This window comes from Agromyces mediolanus (genome assembly GCF_023715325.1).
Lineage (GTDB): Bacteria > Actinomycetota > Actinomycetes > Actinomycetales > Microbacteriaceae > Agromyces > Agromyces mediolanus_A.
On the sequence record NZ_JAMBNX010000003.1, the window covers coordinates 264,646 to 280,793 of the forward strand.

The following is a 16,148-nucleotide window of genomic DNA, read 5'->3' on the forward strand; positions in this document are numbered from 1 at the left end:
CATGATCACCGCAACCGCGCTCACCAAGCGCTACGGCGCGAAGACCGCCGTCCACGATCTGACGTTCGAGGTCCGCCCCGGGCAGGTCACGGGCTTCCTCGGGCCGAACGGAGCCGGCAAGTCCACGACGATGCGCATGATCGTCGGTCTGGACCGTCCCGACACGGGCACGGTCACCGTCGGCGGCAAGCCCTATGCGGAACACCGCGCGCCCCTCCACGAGGTCGGCGCCCTGCTCGATGCGAAAGCCGTGCACACCGGTCGCACCGCCGAGAACCATCTGCTCGCCATGGCCGCGACGCACGGCATCGGCAAGCGCCGCGTGCACGAGGTCATCGAGCTCACCGGCCTCGAATCGGTCGCGCGCAAGCGAGTCGGCGGATTCTCGCTCGGCATGGGCCAGCGCCTCGGCATCGCCGCGGCCATGCTCGGCGACCCCTCGGTGCTGATCCTCGACGAACCGGTGAACGGGCTCGATCCGGAGGGCGTGCTCTGGGTGCGCCAGCTGGTCCGGCACCTCGCCGGTGAGGGCCGCACGGTCTTCCTCTCCTCGCACCTGATGAGCGAGATGGCGCAGACCGCCGACCACCTCATCGTGCTCGGTCGCGGCGAGATCATCGCGGATGCACCGGTCGGCGAGATCATCGCCGCCGGCACCCGGCAGCGCGTGCGAGTGCGCTCGCCGCACGCCTCGCAGCTCGCGGAGCTGCTCGCTGGTCCCGACATCGTCGTCATCCGCTCCGAGGCTGGGCTGCTCGAGGTCACCGGCCTCGAAGCGGCGGGCATCGGCGACCTGGCCGCAGCCAACGGCCTCGCCATCCATGAGCTCACCCCGCAGAACGCGTCGCTCGAAGAGGCCTACCTGGCCCTGACCGCCGACGCCGTCGAGTACCGTACGGAGGCCGTCCGATGACCGCGACCACCATCCCCGATCCCCGCCCCGTCCAGGGCGGCCCGCGACTCGCGCACACCGCGCGGCTGAGCTTCGGCGGCATCCTCCGTTCGGAGTGGATCAAGCTTCGCAGCCTGCGCTCGACCGTCTGGTCCTACGTCATCGTCGTCGCGATCTCGCTCGGCATGGCGGTGCTCATGTCTTTCAGCCTCGCGAACGGGATGAGCGGCATGGACGTCTCCGCGGCCCCGCCGGCCGAGCAGACCGGCATGGTGCTGCAGTCCGCCGTCTTCGGCACCTACTTCGGGCAGCTCGTGGTCGCGGTGCTCGGCGTCCTCGTCATCAGCGGCGAGTACACGACCGGGATGATCCGCTCGACGCTCTCGGCGGTGCCGAAGCGCCTTCCGGCGCTCGCGGGCAAGGCCGTCGTGCTGTTCGTCGCGACGCTCGTCGTCGCGATCGTCACCAACCTCGTCGCGTTCGGGGTCGCCGCAGCGATCTTCGCGAGCAACGGAGTCCAGGTCTCCCTCTTCGCCGAGAACGTGCTGCTCGTGCTCGGCGGCGCGGCGCTGTACCTCGCGCTCGTCTCGGTGTTCGCGCTCGGGATCGGCACGATCATCAGGTCGAGCGCGGGCGGCATCGCCGCGGTGCTCGGCATCCTGCTCCTCCTCCCGACCGTGTTCGGGCTCATTCCCGCCGAGTGGGCCGCGGACGTCATGCCGTACCTGCTCTCCTCGGCCGGGATGACGATGTTCATGATGATCGGCGCCGACCCGGCCACGATCTCCGGGCCGAACGCCTGGCAGAGCCTGCTCGTCGTGCTCGGCTGGCTGGCCGTCTCGCTCGCCGGCGCCGCCGTGCTGCTGAAGCGCCGCGACGCGTAGAGTCCTGCCTATGCCGGACGCGACGCCGCTCACCCCCGACCGCCCCGTTCCGGCGGTCGGGGGTGAGCTCCGTCTGCCGAAGCCGCCCGGGGTGATCCGGCAGTTCTGGGCGCGGCACCCTCGGCTCACCGACTCGATCCTCGCTGCGCTCTATGTCGTTCCGACGTTCATCGCCACGATGGTGATCGCGTCGGACTCCCCCGCGCCACCCTTGGTCGCGACCCTGCTCCAGGTCCTGGGGATCGCGGTCGGCGGCGCCGCGGTGCTGCTGTTCCGGCGAAGCCGTCCGTGGCTGCTGACCGGCATCGCCTGGTTCGTCTGCCTCATGGTGTCGCCGTTCGGCATGAGCGACGGATTCCCGATCCTCTACGCGCTGTACGCGCTCGGGGTCTACCGCTCGACGAAGGCGGCGTGGATCGGGTTCGGCGGCTCGGTGGCCGTCACGACGCTGAGCGCGTACCTCGAAGCGTGGGTCGCGCCGTCGCCGTTCGGCGGCCCGGTGGCCACCTCCTCGCAGTATGCCGCGGTCATGCTGATCGTGACGCTCATCGGGGTGACCGTGGGCAACCGCCGCCGCTACCTCCTCGCGCTCATCGCCCGCGCCCACGATCTCGCACGTGAACGCGACCAGCAGGCGCAGCTCGCCGCGGCCGCCGAACGCGCCCGGATCGCCCGGGAGCTGCACGACATCGTCTCGCACGGCCTCACCGTGATGGTGACGCTCGCCGACGGCTCTGCAGCGACCGCGGCCCGCGATCCGGAACGTGCGGCGGAGGCCATGCGGAGCGTCGCCGAGACCGGCCGCAGCGCGCTCGGCGAGATGCGCCGCATGCTCGGCGTGCTCCGCGAACCGGAGGGCACCCCGGCAGAACTCGCCCCGCAGCCCGGCCTCCCCGCCATCCCGGAGCTCGTCGAGGGGTTCCGGGAGGCCGGGATGCCGGTGCGACTCACGACGAGCGGCGTGCCCGAAGCCGACCCCGCCGTGGGGCTCGCCGTCTACCGACTGGTGCAGGAGGGGCTCACGAACGCGCTCCGTCACGCGACGGGCGCACCGCACGTGGACGTCCGGCTGGAGCACCGCCCCGGTGAGGTCGATGTCGTCGTGGAGGACGACGCGCCGGCACGCCAGGGCGATGCACCCGCCACCCGCGGGGCGGGCCGAGGACTCGCCGGGCTGCGCGAACGCGTCGCACTGTACGGCGGCAGCCTCGACGCCGGCCCACGCGGCGGCCGCGGCTGGCGGCTGCGGGCCACCATCCCGGTCGAGGCGCCGGGGACACCGGCCGGCGACGACCACTCCGAGCGAACGACGGGACTCACGAATGACCACTGACCAGCTGTCCACCGAGACCGTCCGCGTCGCGATCGTCGACGACCAGGCCCTCGTCCGCACCGGCTTCCGGCTCGTGCTCGACGCCGAGCCGGGCATCGAGGTCGTCGGTGAGGCGGGCGATGGCCGCGCCGCCCTCGCGCTCGTGCGGGAGCTCCCGGTCGATGTGCTGCTCATGGACGTCCGAATGCCCGGGATGGACGGCATCGCCGCGACCGCCGAGCTCAGCGCGCGGCATCCGGAGGTCCGCATCATCGTGCTCACCACCTTCGACCTCGACGAGTACGCCTTCGCCGCGATCCGCTCGGGCGCGAGCGGGTTCCTCCTGAAGGATGTGCGGCCGCAGGAGCTTGTGGCCGCCATCCGCACGGTCGCGAGCGGCGAGGCCGCGCTCTCGCCGCGGGTCACCCGGCGGATGCTCGAGCTCTTCGCCGCCGAGCTGCCCGCGGCGGACGACGGGACCGGCCCACGGACCTCCCGGCGCACGGAGCCGGGTCGCTTCGACGCGCTCACCGCTCGCGAACGGGAGATTCTGCTCGCGATCGCCGAGGGCTTGAACAACGCGGAACTCGCCGAGCGGTTCTTCCTGTCCGAGTCGACCGTGAAGACGCACGTCGGCCGGGTGCTGCAGAAGCTCGGCGCCCGCGACCGCGTGCAGCTCGTGATCCTCGCCTACGAGCAGGGCCTGCTCGGCTGACCGCCCGCCCGGGCACGCCGATCGACCGCCGACGGTCGGACCGGGCTCGCTAGGCTGGTCCGGCGCCATCGCTACGAAGGGATCGTCCATGCCTGCTGCCAACCTCACCCGCGTCGAAGCCGAGGAGCGGGCGGCGATCATCGGCTCCCCGAGCTACGAGGTCGTCCTCGACCTCACCGACGACGGCGAGACGTTCCGCAGTGAGACCACCGCCCGCTTCGCCGCCATCGCCGGGGCCGCGACCTTCATCGAGGCGAACACGGAGTCCATCCACGAGCTCTCCCTGAACGGGCGCGCGCTCGACCCGGCCGCCGTCAGCGACGGCGTGCGCATCCGCCTCGACGGGCTCGCGGAGCAGAACGAGCTGCGCGTCGTCTCGACGAACGCGTACTCCAAGACCGGCGAGGGACTGCACCGCTTCGTCGACCCGGTCGACGGCGAACGGTACCTCTACACCGAATTCGCGGTCGCCGAGGCGAACCGCGTGTACGCGGTGTTCGACCAGCCCGACCTGAAGGCCGCGGTGCGCTTCACGATCCACGCCCCGGCGCACTGGTCGGTGCTGAGCAACGCCCCCTCCCCCGTGCCCGAACCGGTCGAGGGCACGTCGAACGCGGTCTGGCGCTTCGAGACCGGGCCCGTGATCTCGAGCTACATCGTCGCCGTCGTCGCCGGACCGTACGCCAGCTGGCGCGGCAGCGCCGCGAGCGTCGACGGGCGCGAGGTGCCGCTCGGGCTGTTCACCCGGGCGTCGCTCGCCGAGTACGCCGACCCCGAGATGATGTTCGGCACGGTCGCCGCGGGCCTCGCGTTCTACGAGGAGGCCTTCGGCGTGGCCTACCCGTACGGCAAGTACGACCAGATCTTCGTGCCCGAGTACAACTGGGGCGCGATGGAGAACGTCGGCGCGGTGACGTTCAACGAGTCGTACCTGTTCCGCTCGCGGGTGTCCGACGCTCGGCGGGAGCAGCGTGCCATCGTCGTGCTGCACGAGCTCAGCCACATGTGGTTCGGCAACTCGGTGACGATGCGCTGGTGGAACGACATCTGGCTGAACGAGTCGTTCGCGACCTGGGCCTCGACGCTCGCGACCTCGCGCGTGACCGAGTTCACCGGCGTCTGGGCCACGTTCGCGAGCGACGAGAAGACGCACGCGGCCGAGCAGGACCAGCTGCCGTCGACGCATCCGATCGTCGCCGAGATCCCGAGCATCGCCGACGTCGAGGTGAACTTCGACGCGATCACCTACGACAAGGGCGCTTCGGTCCTGAAGCAGCTCGTCGCGTGGGTCGGCCTCGACGCGTTCCAGCAGGGCGTCGGCGCCTACCTCGCGAAGCACGGCGGCGGCAATGCCACGCTCGCCGACCTCCTCGCCGAGCTCGAGCTGGCGAGCGGGCGCGATCTCGCCGATTGGTCGGCGCGCTGGCTCGAGACCGCGGGTGTCAACACGCTGCGCGCGGTGATCGAGACGGATGCCTCGGACCGCATCACCGCGGCACGCGTGGAGCAGACCGCGGCGGCCGAGCATCCCACCCTGCGACCGCACCGCATCGCGATCGGCGCCTACGAGCTCGAGGGCGACCGGCTGGTGCGGGTGCACCGCGTCGAGCTCGACCTCGACGGCGCCGCGACCGAGGTGCCCGAGCTCGTCGGGCTCCCCCGCCCCGCGCTGCTGCTCGTGAACGACGACGACCTCAGCTACGCGAAGGTGCGCCTCGACGCACCGTCCTTCGCCACCGCGCTCGAACACCTCGCGGCGATCGACGACCCCGTGGCACGTGCCGTCGTGCTCGGCTCGGCCTGGGACGCGGTGCGCGACGCCGAGCTGCCGGCCTCGGAGTTCGTCCGTCTGGTGCTCGCCGGCATCGGCCGGGAGACGCAGTCCTCCGCCCGCGGCCTCGCCCTCGCCCGGCTCGAGCTGGCACTCTCCCAGTACCTCGCGGAAGAGCATCGGGCGCAACTGACCGGCGAGGCCGGGGACGCCGTCTGGGCGCTCGCCGAACTCTCCGACGCCGGGTCCGACGCCCAGTTGCAGCTCGTCAAGGCCTTCATCCGCATCGCCTCGAGCTCGGCGCACGCCGAACTGCTCGCGGGGCTCGCCGACGGCAGCACGGCGCTGCCCGGACTCGAGATCGACCTCGACCTCCGCTGGGAGCTCGTCATCGCTCGCGCAGCCCTCGGCGTGGCCGGCGAGGAAGAGATCGACCGCGCACTGGCCGCGGACGACACGGCCAAAGGACGTCAGCTCGTCGAGACCGCTCGGGCCGCGCGGCCGGACGCCGACGTCAAGCAGTCGGCGTGGGAGCGGGTGATGCGCGACCCCTCGCTGTCGAACGACCTCGCCCGGGCGATCGCCGAGGGTTGGCGACGCGCCCGCCCCGCGGAGCTCCTGGCGCCCACCGCGGCCGCCTATTTCGACGAGCTGCAGGGGATCTGGGCGAGCCGCAGCTTCAACATGGCCGCGATCATCGTGCGCGGGCTCTTCCCCGCCGCCCTCGTCGACGAGGAACTGGCCGAGCTCGCCCGTGATTGGCTCGCGCGGAACCCGGAGCCCGCGCCGCTGGCACGGCTCGTCTCCGAGAAGCTCGCCGAGCTGGAGCGCGCCCTCGCGGCGCGCGCACGCGACGCCGAGCCCCTCACCGTCGATGCCCAGTAGCGCTCACTAGACTCGGGCCATCATGCTCGTGTTTGCTCAAGCGCCCCCGGTCGACGGCGAGGACACCCCCGTGGACCCCGGATTCTGGACGGATATCGCCACGTTCTGGTCTGAGCACTGGGGCACGATCGTCGGCAAGCTCGTCGCGATCCTCCTCATCGTCGCGATCGCGCTACTCGTCCGCTGGGTCCTCCACTTCGTCATCGACCGGGTCGTGAAGCAGATCGTCTCCGGGGTGAAGAAGAAGCAGGACGTCACCGACACGCAGGCGTTGCAGGCCTCCCCGCTCGCGGCGGTCCGGCTCGTGCAGCGCACCCGCACCCTCGGTTCGGTGCTGCGCAACATCGTCAACGTGACACTGTTCATCGTCGTCGTCCTGATGATCGTGAACACGATCGACAACACGCTGCTCGGATCCTTCGCCCTGCTCTCCGCGGCGATCGGCGCCGGCCTCGGTTTCGGCGCGCAGAACATCGTGAAAGACGCGCTGAACGGACTGTTCATGGTCGTCGAGGACCAGCTCGGCGTCGGCGACGTCGTCGACCTGGGGCCGGCGACCGGCATCGTCGAGGAGGTCCGCATCCGCGTGACCACGGTGCGCGACGTGAACGGCACCCTGTGGTTCGTCCGCAACGGCGAGATCCTCCGGGTCGGCAACATGTCGCAGGGCTGGGCGCGGGTCATCCTCGACCTCGCGGTGCCCTACGACGCCGACGTCGAGGCCGTCGAGTCGGAGATGCTCCGCACCGCGACCGAGATGGCGAAGTCGCCCAAGTGGCGCAGCCGCGTGCTCGAGAAGCCCGAGATCTGGGGGCTCGAGTCGATCTCCGCCGAGGCGATGATCATCCGTATCGTGATGAAGGTCCGCACCTCGTCGAAGGACGACGTGGCACGCGAGCTGCGCGTGCGCCTCAAGCACTCGCTGGACGAGATGGGCGTCAAGCTGCCCAGCATGAACTCGGTGGTGCTCGCCGGCTTCGACAGCGTCACCCGGGTGAAGGGCGCCCGCCCACCGCGCACCGCGCCGAACGCGGTCGTCCCGGGTGCCGAACCCTACCTCCCGAAGACGAAGCCGTCCCGTGCCGCGAAGCGGCGCACCACCGACGACGAAGGGACGACCCTGTGACCGACGCGGACGACCAGGTGAAGGTGCCGCCCTCGGGCGTGCAGCTGCGCGGCAGCGAGCACGGCCCGGGGCTCGGCCAGACGTTCTACGAGTCGGTCGGCGGAAGTGCGACCTTCGAACGCCTCGTCGCCGAGTTCTACCGCGGCGTGGCCGACGACCCGGTGCTGAAGCCGATGTACCCGGAGGAGGACCTCGGCCCGGCGGCCCGACGCCTGCAGCTCTTCCTCGAGCAGTACTGGGGCGGGCCCGGCACCTACAGCGAGGAACGCGGCCACCCGAGGCTCCGCATGCGGCACCTCCCGTTCAAGGTGAACCCCGACGCGCGCGACCGGTGGCTCGCGCACATGCGCCGCGCCGTCGACTCCCTGGAGCTGCCGCCGCTGGCCGAGGCCACACTGTGGGATTATCTGCAGCGGGCCGCCTTCGCGATGGTGAACACCTTCGACGACTGAGCACGCCACCACCCGAAGCGACGAAGGAGTCCACGTGGCAGCATCCGACCGCATCCCCGACGCGATCATCGTCGGCGCAGGCCTCTCCGGTCTCGTCGCCGCCTCCGAGCTGGTCGATGCCGGCCGGCGCGTGCTGATCCTCGACCAGGAGCCCGCCGCGAGCCTCGGCGGGCAGGCGCACTGGTCGTTCGGCGGCCTCTTCCTCGTCGACTCGCCCGAGCAACGACGGATGGGCATCCGCGACTCGCTGGAGCTCGCGAGCGAGGACTGGGCCGGCACGGCCGGATTCGACCGCGAGGAGGACGACTGGGGGCGCCGCTGGGCCCAGGCCTACCTCGAGTTCGCCGCCGGTGAGAAGCGCGACTGGCTGCACGGCAAGGGCGTGCGCTTCTTCCCCGTCGTCGGCTGGGCGGAGCGCGGCGACGGCCGCGCACTCGGTCACGGCAACTCCGTCCCCCGCTTCCACATCACCTGGGGCACCGGCCCCGGGGTTCTCGCCCCGTTCATCGCCCGGGTGAAGGCGGGCGAGGCGGCGGGCCTCGTCGAGTTCCGGCACCGGCACCGCGTCGACGAGCTGATCGTCGAGGGCGGGGCCGTCGTCGGCGCTCGCGGCGCGGTGCTCGCCGACGACGACGCCGAACGCGGCGCGCCGAGCAACCGCGACGTCGTCGGCGAGTTCGAGCTGCGTGCCCCCGCCGTCGTCGTCGCATCGGGCGGCATCGGCGGGAACCACGAGCTCGTCCGGCAGTTCTGGCCGGAACGGCTCGGCACACCGCCGGAGGAACTGCTCTCGGGCGTCCCCGCCCACGTCGACGGCCGGATGCTGCAGATCACCGCCGACGCCGGCGCCCGTCTCGTGAACGGCGACCGAATGTGGCACTACGTCGAGGGCATCCAGAACTGGGACCCGATCTGGCCGCTGCACGGTATCCGCATCCTCCCCGGTCCGTCATCGCTCTGGTTCGACGCGACGGGATCGCGACTGCCCGCGCCGCTCTTCCCCGGCTTCGACACGCTCGGCACGCTCGAGCACCTCGTCGCGACCGGCTACGGCCACTCCTGGTTCGTCCTCACCCAGAAGATCATCGAGAAGGAGTTCGCCCTCTCGGGCAGCGAACAGAACCCGGACCTCACCGGCAAGGACCTGAAACTCCTCGCCCAGCGGCTCGGCTCCGGCGCGCCCGCCCCCGTCGAGGCGTTCAAGGAGCACGGTGCCGACTTCGTCGTCGCCGACACCCTCGACGAACTCCTCGCGGAGATGCGGCGGCGCTCGCCCGACGTCGAGCTCGACACCGCGAACATCGCCCGGGAGGTGCTCGCGCACGACCGAGCGCTCGACAACGACTTCGGAAAGGACGCCCAGCTCGCCGCAGTCCGCGGTGCCCGGGCCTCGCGCGGCGACAAGCTCATCCGTGTCGCCGCACCGCACCGATTCGTCGATCCCGCGAACGGTCCGCTCATCGCCGTGAAGCTGCACCTGCTGACCCGGAAGTCCCTCGGCGGCATCCAGACCGACCTCTCGTCGCGCGCGCTCGGCGCGGACGGCGCACCCGTACCCGGGCTCTACGCGGTCGGCGAGGCCGCCGGCTTCGGCGGCGGCGGCGTGCACGGGTACCGCGCGCTCGAGGGCACCTTCCTCGGCGGCTGCCTGTTCAGCGGGCGCGCCGCAGGCCGCGCGATCGCGGCCGGTTGAGCGGCGCAGTCAGCTCTTCAGCGACCAGGGGCGCTGCCGGACGAGCACGTGGCCGCGCTTCGTGGAAAGCCTTGTCCACGGGCCGGTCTCGTACATGGCCACCTCGTCGTCGCCCAGGAAGCCGAGGCTGAAGCTCGCGAACGCCGCACCGGCGGGCACGTACTCGAGGCCGTCGACCCCACGACCCCAGACCTCGGAGCGGACGCGCTGCACGAGCTGCTCCCCCGTTCCCTCGGGGATCGCCTCGGCGACTTCGTCGATGCCGGCGCGGGCCGCGCGCTCGAGGCTCGCGGCATCCGTCGAGCCGATCGAGCGCCAGCCGCCGCGAGGCGGTGAGATGCCCGCCCAGGTGACGGTGCTGACCTCGTGCGGGCGCGACATCGTCACGGGCCGCGACGGATCGTCGGGGTCGACGTCGGCTTTCGCCCGGGCGATCCGATCGGTGAGGGAGCGGAGCGGCACGACGATGTCGAAGTCCTCCGTCTCCTCGAGCCCGAAGGTGCGCAGGCCCAGCACCGTGGGCGTCTCGTCGAGGATGCCCCGCGGGTACAGGATCGCCGAGTAGACGGCGAGGATGCCGGAGCCGGCGATGAGCCGCACCGATCCCTCGTCGACGCGAGCGGCGCGCTGCAGATATGTGTGCAGGTCGCCGAGCGACAGGCTGTCGGCGAGCGTGAAGTGCTGAACCATGTCCTGTCTAAACTACCAAGTGGTGGCGGTCGGACGGCCGCGCCGCGCGCTCCATCCGGAGCGCACAGGAGCTTTTCGCTGGAGGCACGGGTGAACGGACCCATCGACGGACTGCTGAGCACGCTCCATCTGACGAACACGGGGGCCCGCACCACCGAGGACATCTTCACCGGCCCGTCGCAGTGGATGCCGCTCGGCCGCGTCTTCGGTGGGCAGGTGCTCGCCCAGTCCCTGATGGCGGCGATGCACACCGTCGAACCAGAGCGGATCATCCACTCGATGCACGGGTACTTCCTGCGGCCGGGCGATGTCGAGCACCCGATCACGTTCTCGGTGGACCGCCTCCACGACGGCCGCTCGTTCTCGACCCGGCGCACGCACGCCTTCCAGAACGGCGAACCGATCCTCTCCCTCATCGCCTCGTTCCAAACGCGCGACGAGGGCCTCGAGCACCAGTTGGCCATGCCCGAGGACCTGCCCGACCCCGAGAGCCTGCCCTCGACCGCCGACGTGCTCGGCACGGTCGACCACGACGTCGCCCGCTACTGGGCGAGCGAGCGGGCGTTCGACATGCGCCACGTGCCCTCGCCGATCTACCTCGAGGTGGCGGGCGAGCGGGTGCCGCGGCAGGCGGTGTGGATGCGCGCCTTCGGGCGACTGCCCGACGACCCGAATCAGCACCGCGCGGCACTCGCCTACGCGAGCGACTACTCGATCCTCGAGCCGATCCTCCGCGCCCACGGAGCCGCCTGGACGACGCCCGGCCTGAAGATCGCGAGCCTCGACCACGCGATGTGGTGGCATCGCGACGCCCGGGTCGACGAGTGGCTGCTCTTCACCCAGGAGTCCCCCTCCGCCGCCGGCGGACGCGGGCTGTCGCTCGGACGCATCTACACGCGCGACGGTGTGCTCGTCGCGAGCGTCGCCCAGGAGGGCATGGTCCGGGTGCCGAATCCGACGACGTTCGACTGAGCCGGCCGGCGGTTCCGCCGGCCTGCCGCTCCGCCGGCCCGTCGCCCGCCATGGAACGGCGTGCGGACCTGAGTGCGCGCTGAGGATTCCTCCGGAGCGGCCCGAGTTGCGGCAGAATCAGCTCACCGACCCGCCGAGGTCGATGACGGGGAGGTCGCCGATGTCCGATGCCACGCGACTCAGCCGGCGCGCGATGCTCGCGCTCGGTGGAACCGGCGGCGCCCTCACCCTCGCGGCGTGCGCCACCGGCGGCCCGCCCGCCGACAGCGGCGACGGCGGTTCCGGGGGTTCCGGGGGTTCCGGCGAGGGCGGGAGCACCGGCAGCGGATCCGGTTCCGCGTTGGCTCCCGGCAGCGAGCTGGCGAAACTCGCCGAAGTACCGGTCGGCGGGAGCGTCTCGGCGACTGTGGACGGCGAGGCGCTGCTCCTCTCCCAGCCCACCGCCGGCACCGTGATGGCGTTCAGTGCCATCTGCACCCATCAGCAGTGCGTCGTCGCAGCGGCGGGTGCGGAGTTCGACTGCCCCTGCCACGGATCGAGGTACGACGCCGCCACCGGTGAGGTGCTGCAGGGTCCGGCGTTGAGGCCGCTGACGGCGATCCCGGTCGCGGTCGACGGGGATCGCGTCGTCGTCTCGGGGTGACACCGGTGAGCTACGAGTTCGCCGGGTTGCCGTTGCACGTGCTCCTCGTGCACGCCGTGATCGTGCTCACCCCGCTCTGCGCCGTGCTGCTCGTCGTGCTCGCGGCGTGGCCGCGCGCCAGACGCGTCCTCTGGCTTCCCGCGCTGCTCGGCACCGCCCTGGTGCTGCCGCTCGGCCTCGTGACGGTCGAAGCCGGCAAGTGGCTCGAGGCGCGGGTGCCGCCCGCGCCACTGATCCAGGATCACACCTCGCGCGGCGAGTCGATTCTGCCGTGGCTCGTCGCGCTCCTCGGCGTCGCGGTCGCGGTGGCGGCGTGGGCGCTCCTCGAGCGGCGTGCGAGCGCGTTCGGCACACGTTTGGCGGTGTCCGCCGTGCTGACGGTCGCGGCGCTCGCGGTCGGCACGGGAACCGTCATGACGCTCGTGACGATCGGCGAATCCGGGAGCCGCGCCGTCTGGGAGGGCGGGTTCAGTGAGGATCCGCTGGGACGCTGAGCCGCGGTGCGGTCGGCGACGGCGCGTTCAGCCGCGGTGCGGTCGGCGACGGCGCGTTCAGCCGCGTCGCGTTCAGCGACGGCGCGTTCAGCGGCGGCGGAACGCCACCGGGGCTTCGAGATAGGGCTCCCAGGCGGCGCGCTCGGCGTCGGTGATGCGGCGCGGGCGCTCGCTCGCCGCATCGACGAGCACGATGGTCGTGGATGCGCGCGTGTAGAGCGTGCGCGGCTCGGCGCCGAGCGGCGAGAACACCTCGTAACAGACGTCGAGGCTCGCGCCGCCCATGTGGCCGATCCACAGTTCGATGTCGAGCGGCAGCCGCTGATACGGGATCGGCGCGAGGTACTCGACCTCCTGCCTGGCGATGAGTGTGACGGTCGTCGCCCCCGGCGTCGCGTCGAGCACGGCCGTGGAGGCGCCCACGGCGTGCTCGACGGAGCCGTCGTCGTTCACCCAGAACGCCTGGATGCGAGCCTCCTCGAGGAGGCTCAGCATCCGGGCGTTGTTGACGTGCCCGTACGCGTCCAGGTCGCTCCAGCGGAGCGGGGTCGGCACGTGCAGTCGCATGTCAGTCTCGGGTGAGCTTGCGGTAGGTCGAGCGGTGCGGCTTCGCGGCGTCGGCGCCGAGACGCTCCACCTTGTTCGCCTCGTACGCCTCGAAGTTGCCCTCGAACCAGTACCAGTTCGCCGGGTCCTCCTCGGTGCCCTCGTACGCGAGGATGTGCGTGGCGATGCGGTCGAGGAACCACCGGTCGTGCGTGATGACGACGGCACAGCCGGGGAACTCGAGCAGGGCGTTCTCGAGGCTCGAGAGGGTCTCGACGTCGAGGTCGTTGGTGGGCTCGTCGAGCAGCAGCAGGTTGCCGCCCTGCTTCAGCGTGAGCGCGAGGTTCAGCCGGTTGCGCTCACCGCCCGAGAGGACCCCCGCCGGCTTCTGCTGGTCGGGGCCCTTGAAGCCGAACGTCGAGACGTACGCGCGGCTCGGAACCTCGGTCTTGCCCACCTGGATGTAGTCGAGCCCGTCGGACACGACCTCCCAGAGGGTCTTCTTCGGGTCGATGCCGCCTCGGCTCTGGTCGACGTAGGAGATCTTGACGGTGTCGCCGATCTTGAGATCGCCGCCGTCGAGCGGCTCGAGGCCGACGATCGTCTTGAACAGCGTCGTCTTGCCGACGCCGTTCGGGCCGATGATGCCGACGATGCCGTTGCGCGGCAGCGAGAAGCTCAGACCGTCGATCAGCTTGCGGTCGCCGAAGCCCTTCTGCAGCTTCTTGGCCTCGAGGACGATGTCGCCCAGGCGCGGGCCCGGCGGGATCTGGATCTCCTCGAAATCGAGCTTGCGCGTGCGCTCGGCCTCGGCCGCCATCTCCTCGTACCGAGCGAGGCGCGCCTTCGACTTCGCCTGGCGCCCCTTCGCGTTGGAGCGGACCCAGTCGAGCTCCTCCTTCAGGCGCTTCTGGAGCTTCTGGTCCTTCTTGCCCTGCACCTCGAGGCGTTCGGCCTTCTTCTCGAGGTAGGTCGAGTAGTTGCCCTCGTAGGGGTACAGGCGGCCGCGGTCGACCTCGCAGATCCACTCCGCGACATGATCGAGGAAGTACCGGTCGTGCGTGACGGCGAGCACGGCGCCGGGGTACTTGGCGAGGTGCTGCTCCAGCCAGAGCACGCTCTCGGCGTCGAGGTGGTTCGTCGGCTCGTCGAGCAGGAGCAGGTCGGGCTTCTGCAGGAGCAGCTTGCAGAGCGCCACGCGACGCTTCTCACCACCTGAGAGCACCGAGACCTGCTCGTCGCCGGGCGGGCAGCGCAGGGCGTCCATCGCCTGCTCCAACTGCGAGTCGAGGTCCCACGCGTCTGCGGCGTCGATCTCTTCCTGCAGCGTGCCCATCTCGGCGAGCAGCGCGTCGAAGTCGGCATCCGGCTCCGCCATGAGCAGCGAGATCTCGTTGAAGCGATCGATCTTGCCCTTGATCGGCCCCACGCCCTCCTGGACGTTCTCCAGGACCGTCTTCGACTCGTCGAGCTCGGGCTCCTGCATCAGGATGCCCACCGAGTAGCCCGGCGACAGCCGGGCCTCACCGTTGGAGGGCTGGTCGAGGCCGGCCATGATCTTCAGGATCGTGGACTTTCCCGCCCCGTTCGGGCCGACGACGCCGATCTTCGCCCCCGGAAGGAACGCCATCGTCACGTCGTCGAGAATGACCTTGTCGCCGACCGCCTTGCGGGCGCGCACCATCGAGTAAATGTATTCAGCCATGTCGCCTACCAGTCTATGGGCCGGGTCTGCCCGACGAGGCATCCGCCGTTTCCGAGCGCGGGGCGGACCGCGCTCTGATAGCCGTCCGACTTCGGGCCGTACTGACCGACCAGGCACGCACCGTTGAAGGCGACGGCGAACTGGATCGAGTCGGCCGGTTCGCCGAGCGTCGTCTCGTCCGAGGTGACCGCCATCGCAGCTCGGTCGAACCCTCCAGCGATCAGCGCATCGATGAAGTCACGGCCTCCAGCGGCCCCGTTCGCAGCGATGACCGCGGCGTTCACCTGGTCGAAGTACGGCAGGTTGTCGTCCGCCGAGGCGTCCGGCTGCAGGACGAGCGGCGTCACCGACGTCGGGGGCGCGCTCGCATCGGGGCTCGGGCGTGCGCTGTCGCTCGGCGTCGGGGCGCCGCCGAAGCAACCCGCCAGGAGGACCGCGGTCGCAACCGCCAGCGTCGCGGCACCGGCCGCCTGACCCACTCGCCGTCGCATCGCTCGCTCCTCGTTCGGGGCGGCGATCGCCGCACCCCACGAGTCTAAGCGGTCGGTCCTGCGAGAGCCCGGAAAGCCTCATCGAAGGTGCCCTCCGGCACCTCGTCGAGTTCGCCGGCCTCGAGCGGGTCGGCTTCGGCCTCATGGTCGCTCGGGTCGAAGGCGGTGTCGCGCGCCGACCGGCCGGACTCCACCGCGATCGGCTTCGGCTCGCCGTCTGGCGCGCCGGGCTGGATACGCCTCGGACGGGTCATCGCCCAGTTGAGGTCGTGCCCGATCGCCTCGGCATCGATCTCGGCCGTGGTGCCCTGGCGGTCCGCCGTCTGCCAGGCGCGGATGCGGAGACGCCCGGTGACGACCACATGCTCGCCCTTGCGCACCGAGAACCCCACGTGGTCGGCGAGGCGCCGGAATGCCGAGACCGTGTACCAGTTGGTCTCGCCGTCGTGCCACTCGCCTCGCTCGCGGTCGAACACGCGTCGCGAGGACGCGAGCCGGAACGACACGATCGGCACCCCTTTCGCCGTCACGTACGTGCGCGGGTCGCTGCCCACGATGCCGGTCACGGCGATGTTGTCTTCGTTCATGGTCTCCTCGCTCTCCGGGTGCCGCCGTTCGGCACCCCGCGGCATCCGGAGCGCTCGTGCCGGGATCGCCCCGGATGCCGCGTGCTGCCAAGCCTCGTCGGGGCCGGTCCGCAAACGGGGTCGTCCGGGCGCTTCTGTGGAGAGCCGCCCGGCCGGCCGTGCGGACGCGGACCGAGGCTTCAGGCCGGTCGCCGGGCAGGAGCCCGCCACGGCCCGCCCCGATCGCGTCAGGATCGGGATCTGCCCCGACACGCGCGCGCCGGCTGCTCGGGCTCGGGCACCGCTTCGGA

16 protein-coding genes are annotated in these 16,148 nt (G+C 71.2%); 11 read left to right on the forward strand and 5 right to left on the reverse strand.

Features of this window, described 5'->3' with window-relative positions; translation table 11 throughout:
* Position 1 precedes the first annotated feature (1 nt).
* The 8 genes from M3147_RS07470 to M3147_RS07505 all read left to right on the forward strand — a co-directional run bounded on the left by M3147_RS07470 (position 2) and on the right by M3147_RS07505 (position 9,730).
* Positions 2-913 (forward strand): ABC transporter ATP-binding protein, encoded by a 912-nt coding sequence (locus tag M3147_RS07470; protein WP_251202830.1) that lies wholly within the window; start codon positions 2-4, stop codon positions 911-913.
* Positions 910-1,776, forward strand: coding sequence for an ABC transporter permease subunit (locus M3147_RS07475; protein WP_251202831.1), 867 nt, complete (start codon positions 910-912; stop codon positions 1,774-1,776). The genes M3147_RS07470 and M3147_RS07475 overlap by 4 nt, the downstream gene beginning before the upstream one ends.
* A 10-nt stretch (positions 1,777-1,786) precedes the next feature.
* Positions 1,787-3,109 (forward strand): sensor histidine kinase, encoded by a 1,323-nt coding sequence (locus M3147_RS07480; RefSeq protein WP_251202832.1) that lies wholly within the window; start codon positions 1,787-1,789, stop codon positions 3,107-3,109.
* Entirely contained in the window at positions 3,099-3,803 is a 705-nt protein-coding gene (locus M3147_RS07485) for a response regulator transcription factor (protein WP_251202833.1), read from the forward strand. Before M3147_RS07480 ends, M3147_RS07485 begins: the two co-directional genes overlap by 11 nt.
* An 88-nt stretch (positions 3,804-3,891) precedes the next feature.
* The gene (pepN, locus tag M3147_RS07490; protein ID WP_251202834.1) at positions 3,892-6,459 is read left to right on the forward strand and encodes an aminopeptidase N; all 2,568 of its coding nucleotides are present in this window, start codon (positions 3,892-3,894) and stop codon (positions 6,457-6,459) included.
* A gap of 22 nt (positions 6,460-6,481) precedes the next feature.
* On the forward strand, positions 6,482-7,585 hold the full coding sequence (locus M3147_RS07495; protein WP_251202835.1) for a mechanosensitive ion channel family protein: 1,104 nt from the start codon (positions 6,482-6,484) through the stop codon (positions 7,583-7,585).
* Between the two features lie 44 nt (positions 7,586-7,629).
* Positions 7,630-8,037 carry a globin gene (locus tag M3147_RS07500; protein ID WP_251202964.1) on the forward strand — a complete coding sequence of 136 codons (408 nt, stop codon included), beginning with the start codon at positions 7,630-7,632 and terminating at the stop codon, positions 8,035-8,037.
* Between the two features lie 34 nt (positions 8,038-8,071).
* Positions 8,072-9,730 carry an FAD-binding dehydrogenase gene (locus M3147_RS07505; RefSeq protein WP_251202836.1) on the forward strand — a complete coding sequence of 553 codons (1,659 nt, stop codon included), beginning with the start codon at positions 8,072-8,074 and terminating at the stop codon, positions 9,728-9,730.
* Between the two features lie 9 nt (positions 9,731-9,739).
* On the opposite strand, the gene M3147_RS07510 is transcribed toward M3147_RS07505, so the two are convergent.
* Positions 9,740-10,420: a hypothetical protein gene (locus M3147_RS07510; RefSeq protein ID WP_251202837.1), complete on the reverse strand. Its 681-nt coding sequence runs from the start codon at positions 10,418-10,420 to the stop codon at positions 9,740-9,742.
* Positions 10,421-10,510: 90 nt separating this feature from the next.
* On the opposite strand from M3147_RS07510, the gene M3147_RS07515 reads away from it, so the two are divergent.
* The 3 genes from M3147_RS07515 to M3147_RS07525 all read left to right on the forward strand — a co-directional run bounded on the left by M3147_RS07515 (position 10,511) and on the right by M3147_RS07525 (position 12,529).
* A complete protein-coding gene (locus M3147_RS07515; protein WP_251202838.1) occupies positions 10,511-11,392 on the forward strand; it encodes an acyl-CoA thioesterase in 882 nt (293 codons plus the stop codon).
* 160 nt (positions 11,393-11,552) lie between these two features.
* Positions 11,553-12,035: a Rieske (2Fe-2S) protein gene (locus M3147_RS07520; RefSeq protein ID WP_251202839.1), complete on the forward strand. Its 483-nt coding sequence runs from the start codon at positions 11,553-11,555 to the stop codon at positions 12,033-12,035.
* A 5-nt stretch (positions 12,036-12,040) separates the two neighbouring features.
* Complete coding sequence (locus M3147_RS07525; protein WP_251202840.1) at positions 12,041-12,529, forward strand: DUF2231 domain-containing protein; 489 nt, start codon at positions 12,041-12,043, stop codon at positions 12,527-12,529.
* 87 nt (positions 12,530-12,616) lie between these two features.
* Here M3147_RS07525 and M3147_RS07530 read toward each other — a convergent pair whose 3' ends face one another.
* The 4 genes from M3147_RS07530 to M3147_RS07545 are packed head-to-tail and all read right to left on the reverse strand — an operon-like array spanning position 12,617 to position 15,858.
* Complete coding sequence (locus tag M3147_RS07530) at positions 12,617-13,096, reverse strand: acyl-CoA thioesterase (RefSeq protein WP_251202841.1); 480 nt, start codon at positions 13,094-13,096, stop codon at positions 12,617-12,619.
* Between the two features lies 1 nt (position 13,097).
* Entirely contained in the window at positions 13,098-14,780 is a 1,683-nt protein-coding gene (ettA, locus tag M3147_RS07535; RefSeq protein ID WP_251202842.1) for an energy-dependent translational throttle protein EttA, read from the reverse strand.
* Positions 14,781-14,785: 5 nt separating this feature from the next.
* On the reverse strand, positions 14,786-15,271 hold the full coding sequence (locus tag M3147_RS07540; RefSeq protein WP_251202843.1) for a DUF6993 domain-containing protein: 486 nt from the start codon (positions 15,269-15,271) through the stop codon (positions 14,786-14,788).
* 44 nt (positions 15,272-15,315) lie between these two features.
* Complete coding sequence (locus M3147_RS07545; RefSeq protein WP_251202844.1) at positions 15,316-15,858, reverse strand: single-stranded DNA-binding protein; 543 nt, start codon at positions 15,856-15,858, stop codon at positions 15,316-15,318.
* Positions 15,859-16,148 lie beyond the last annotated feature (290 nt).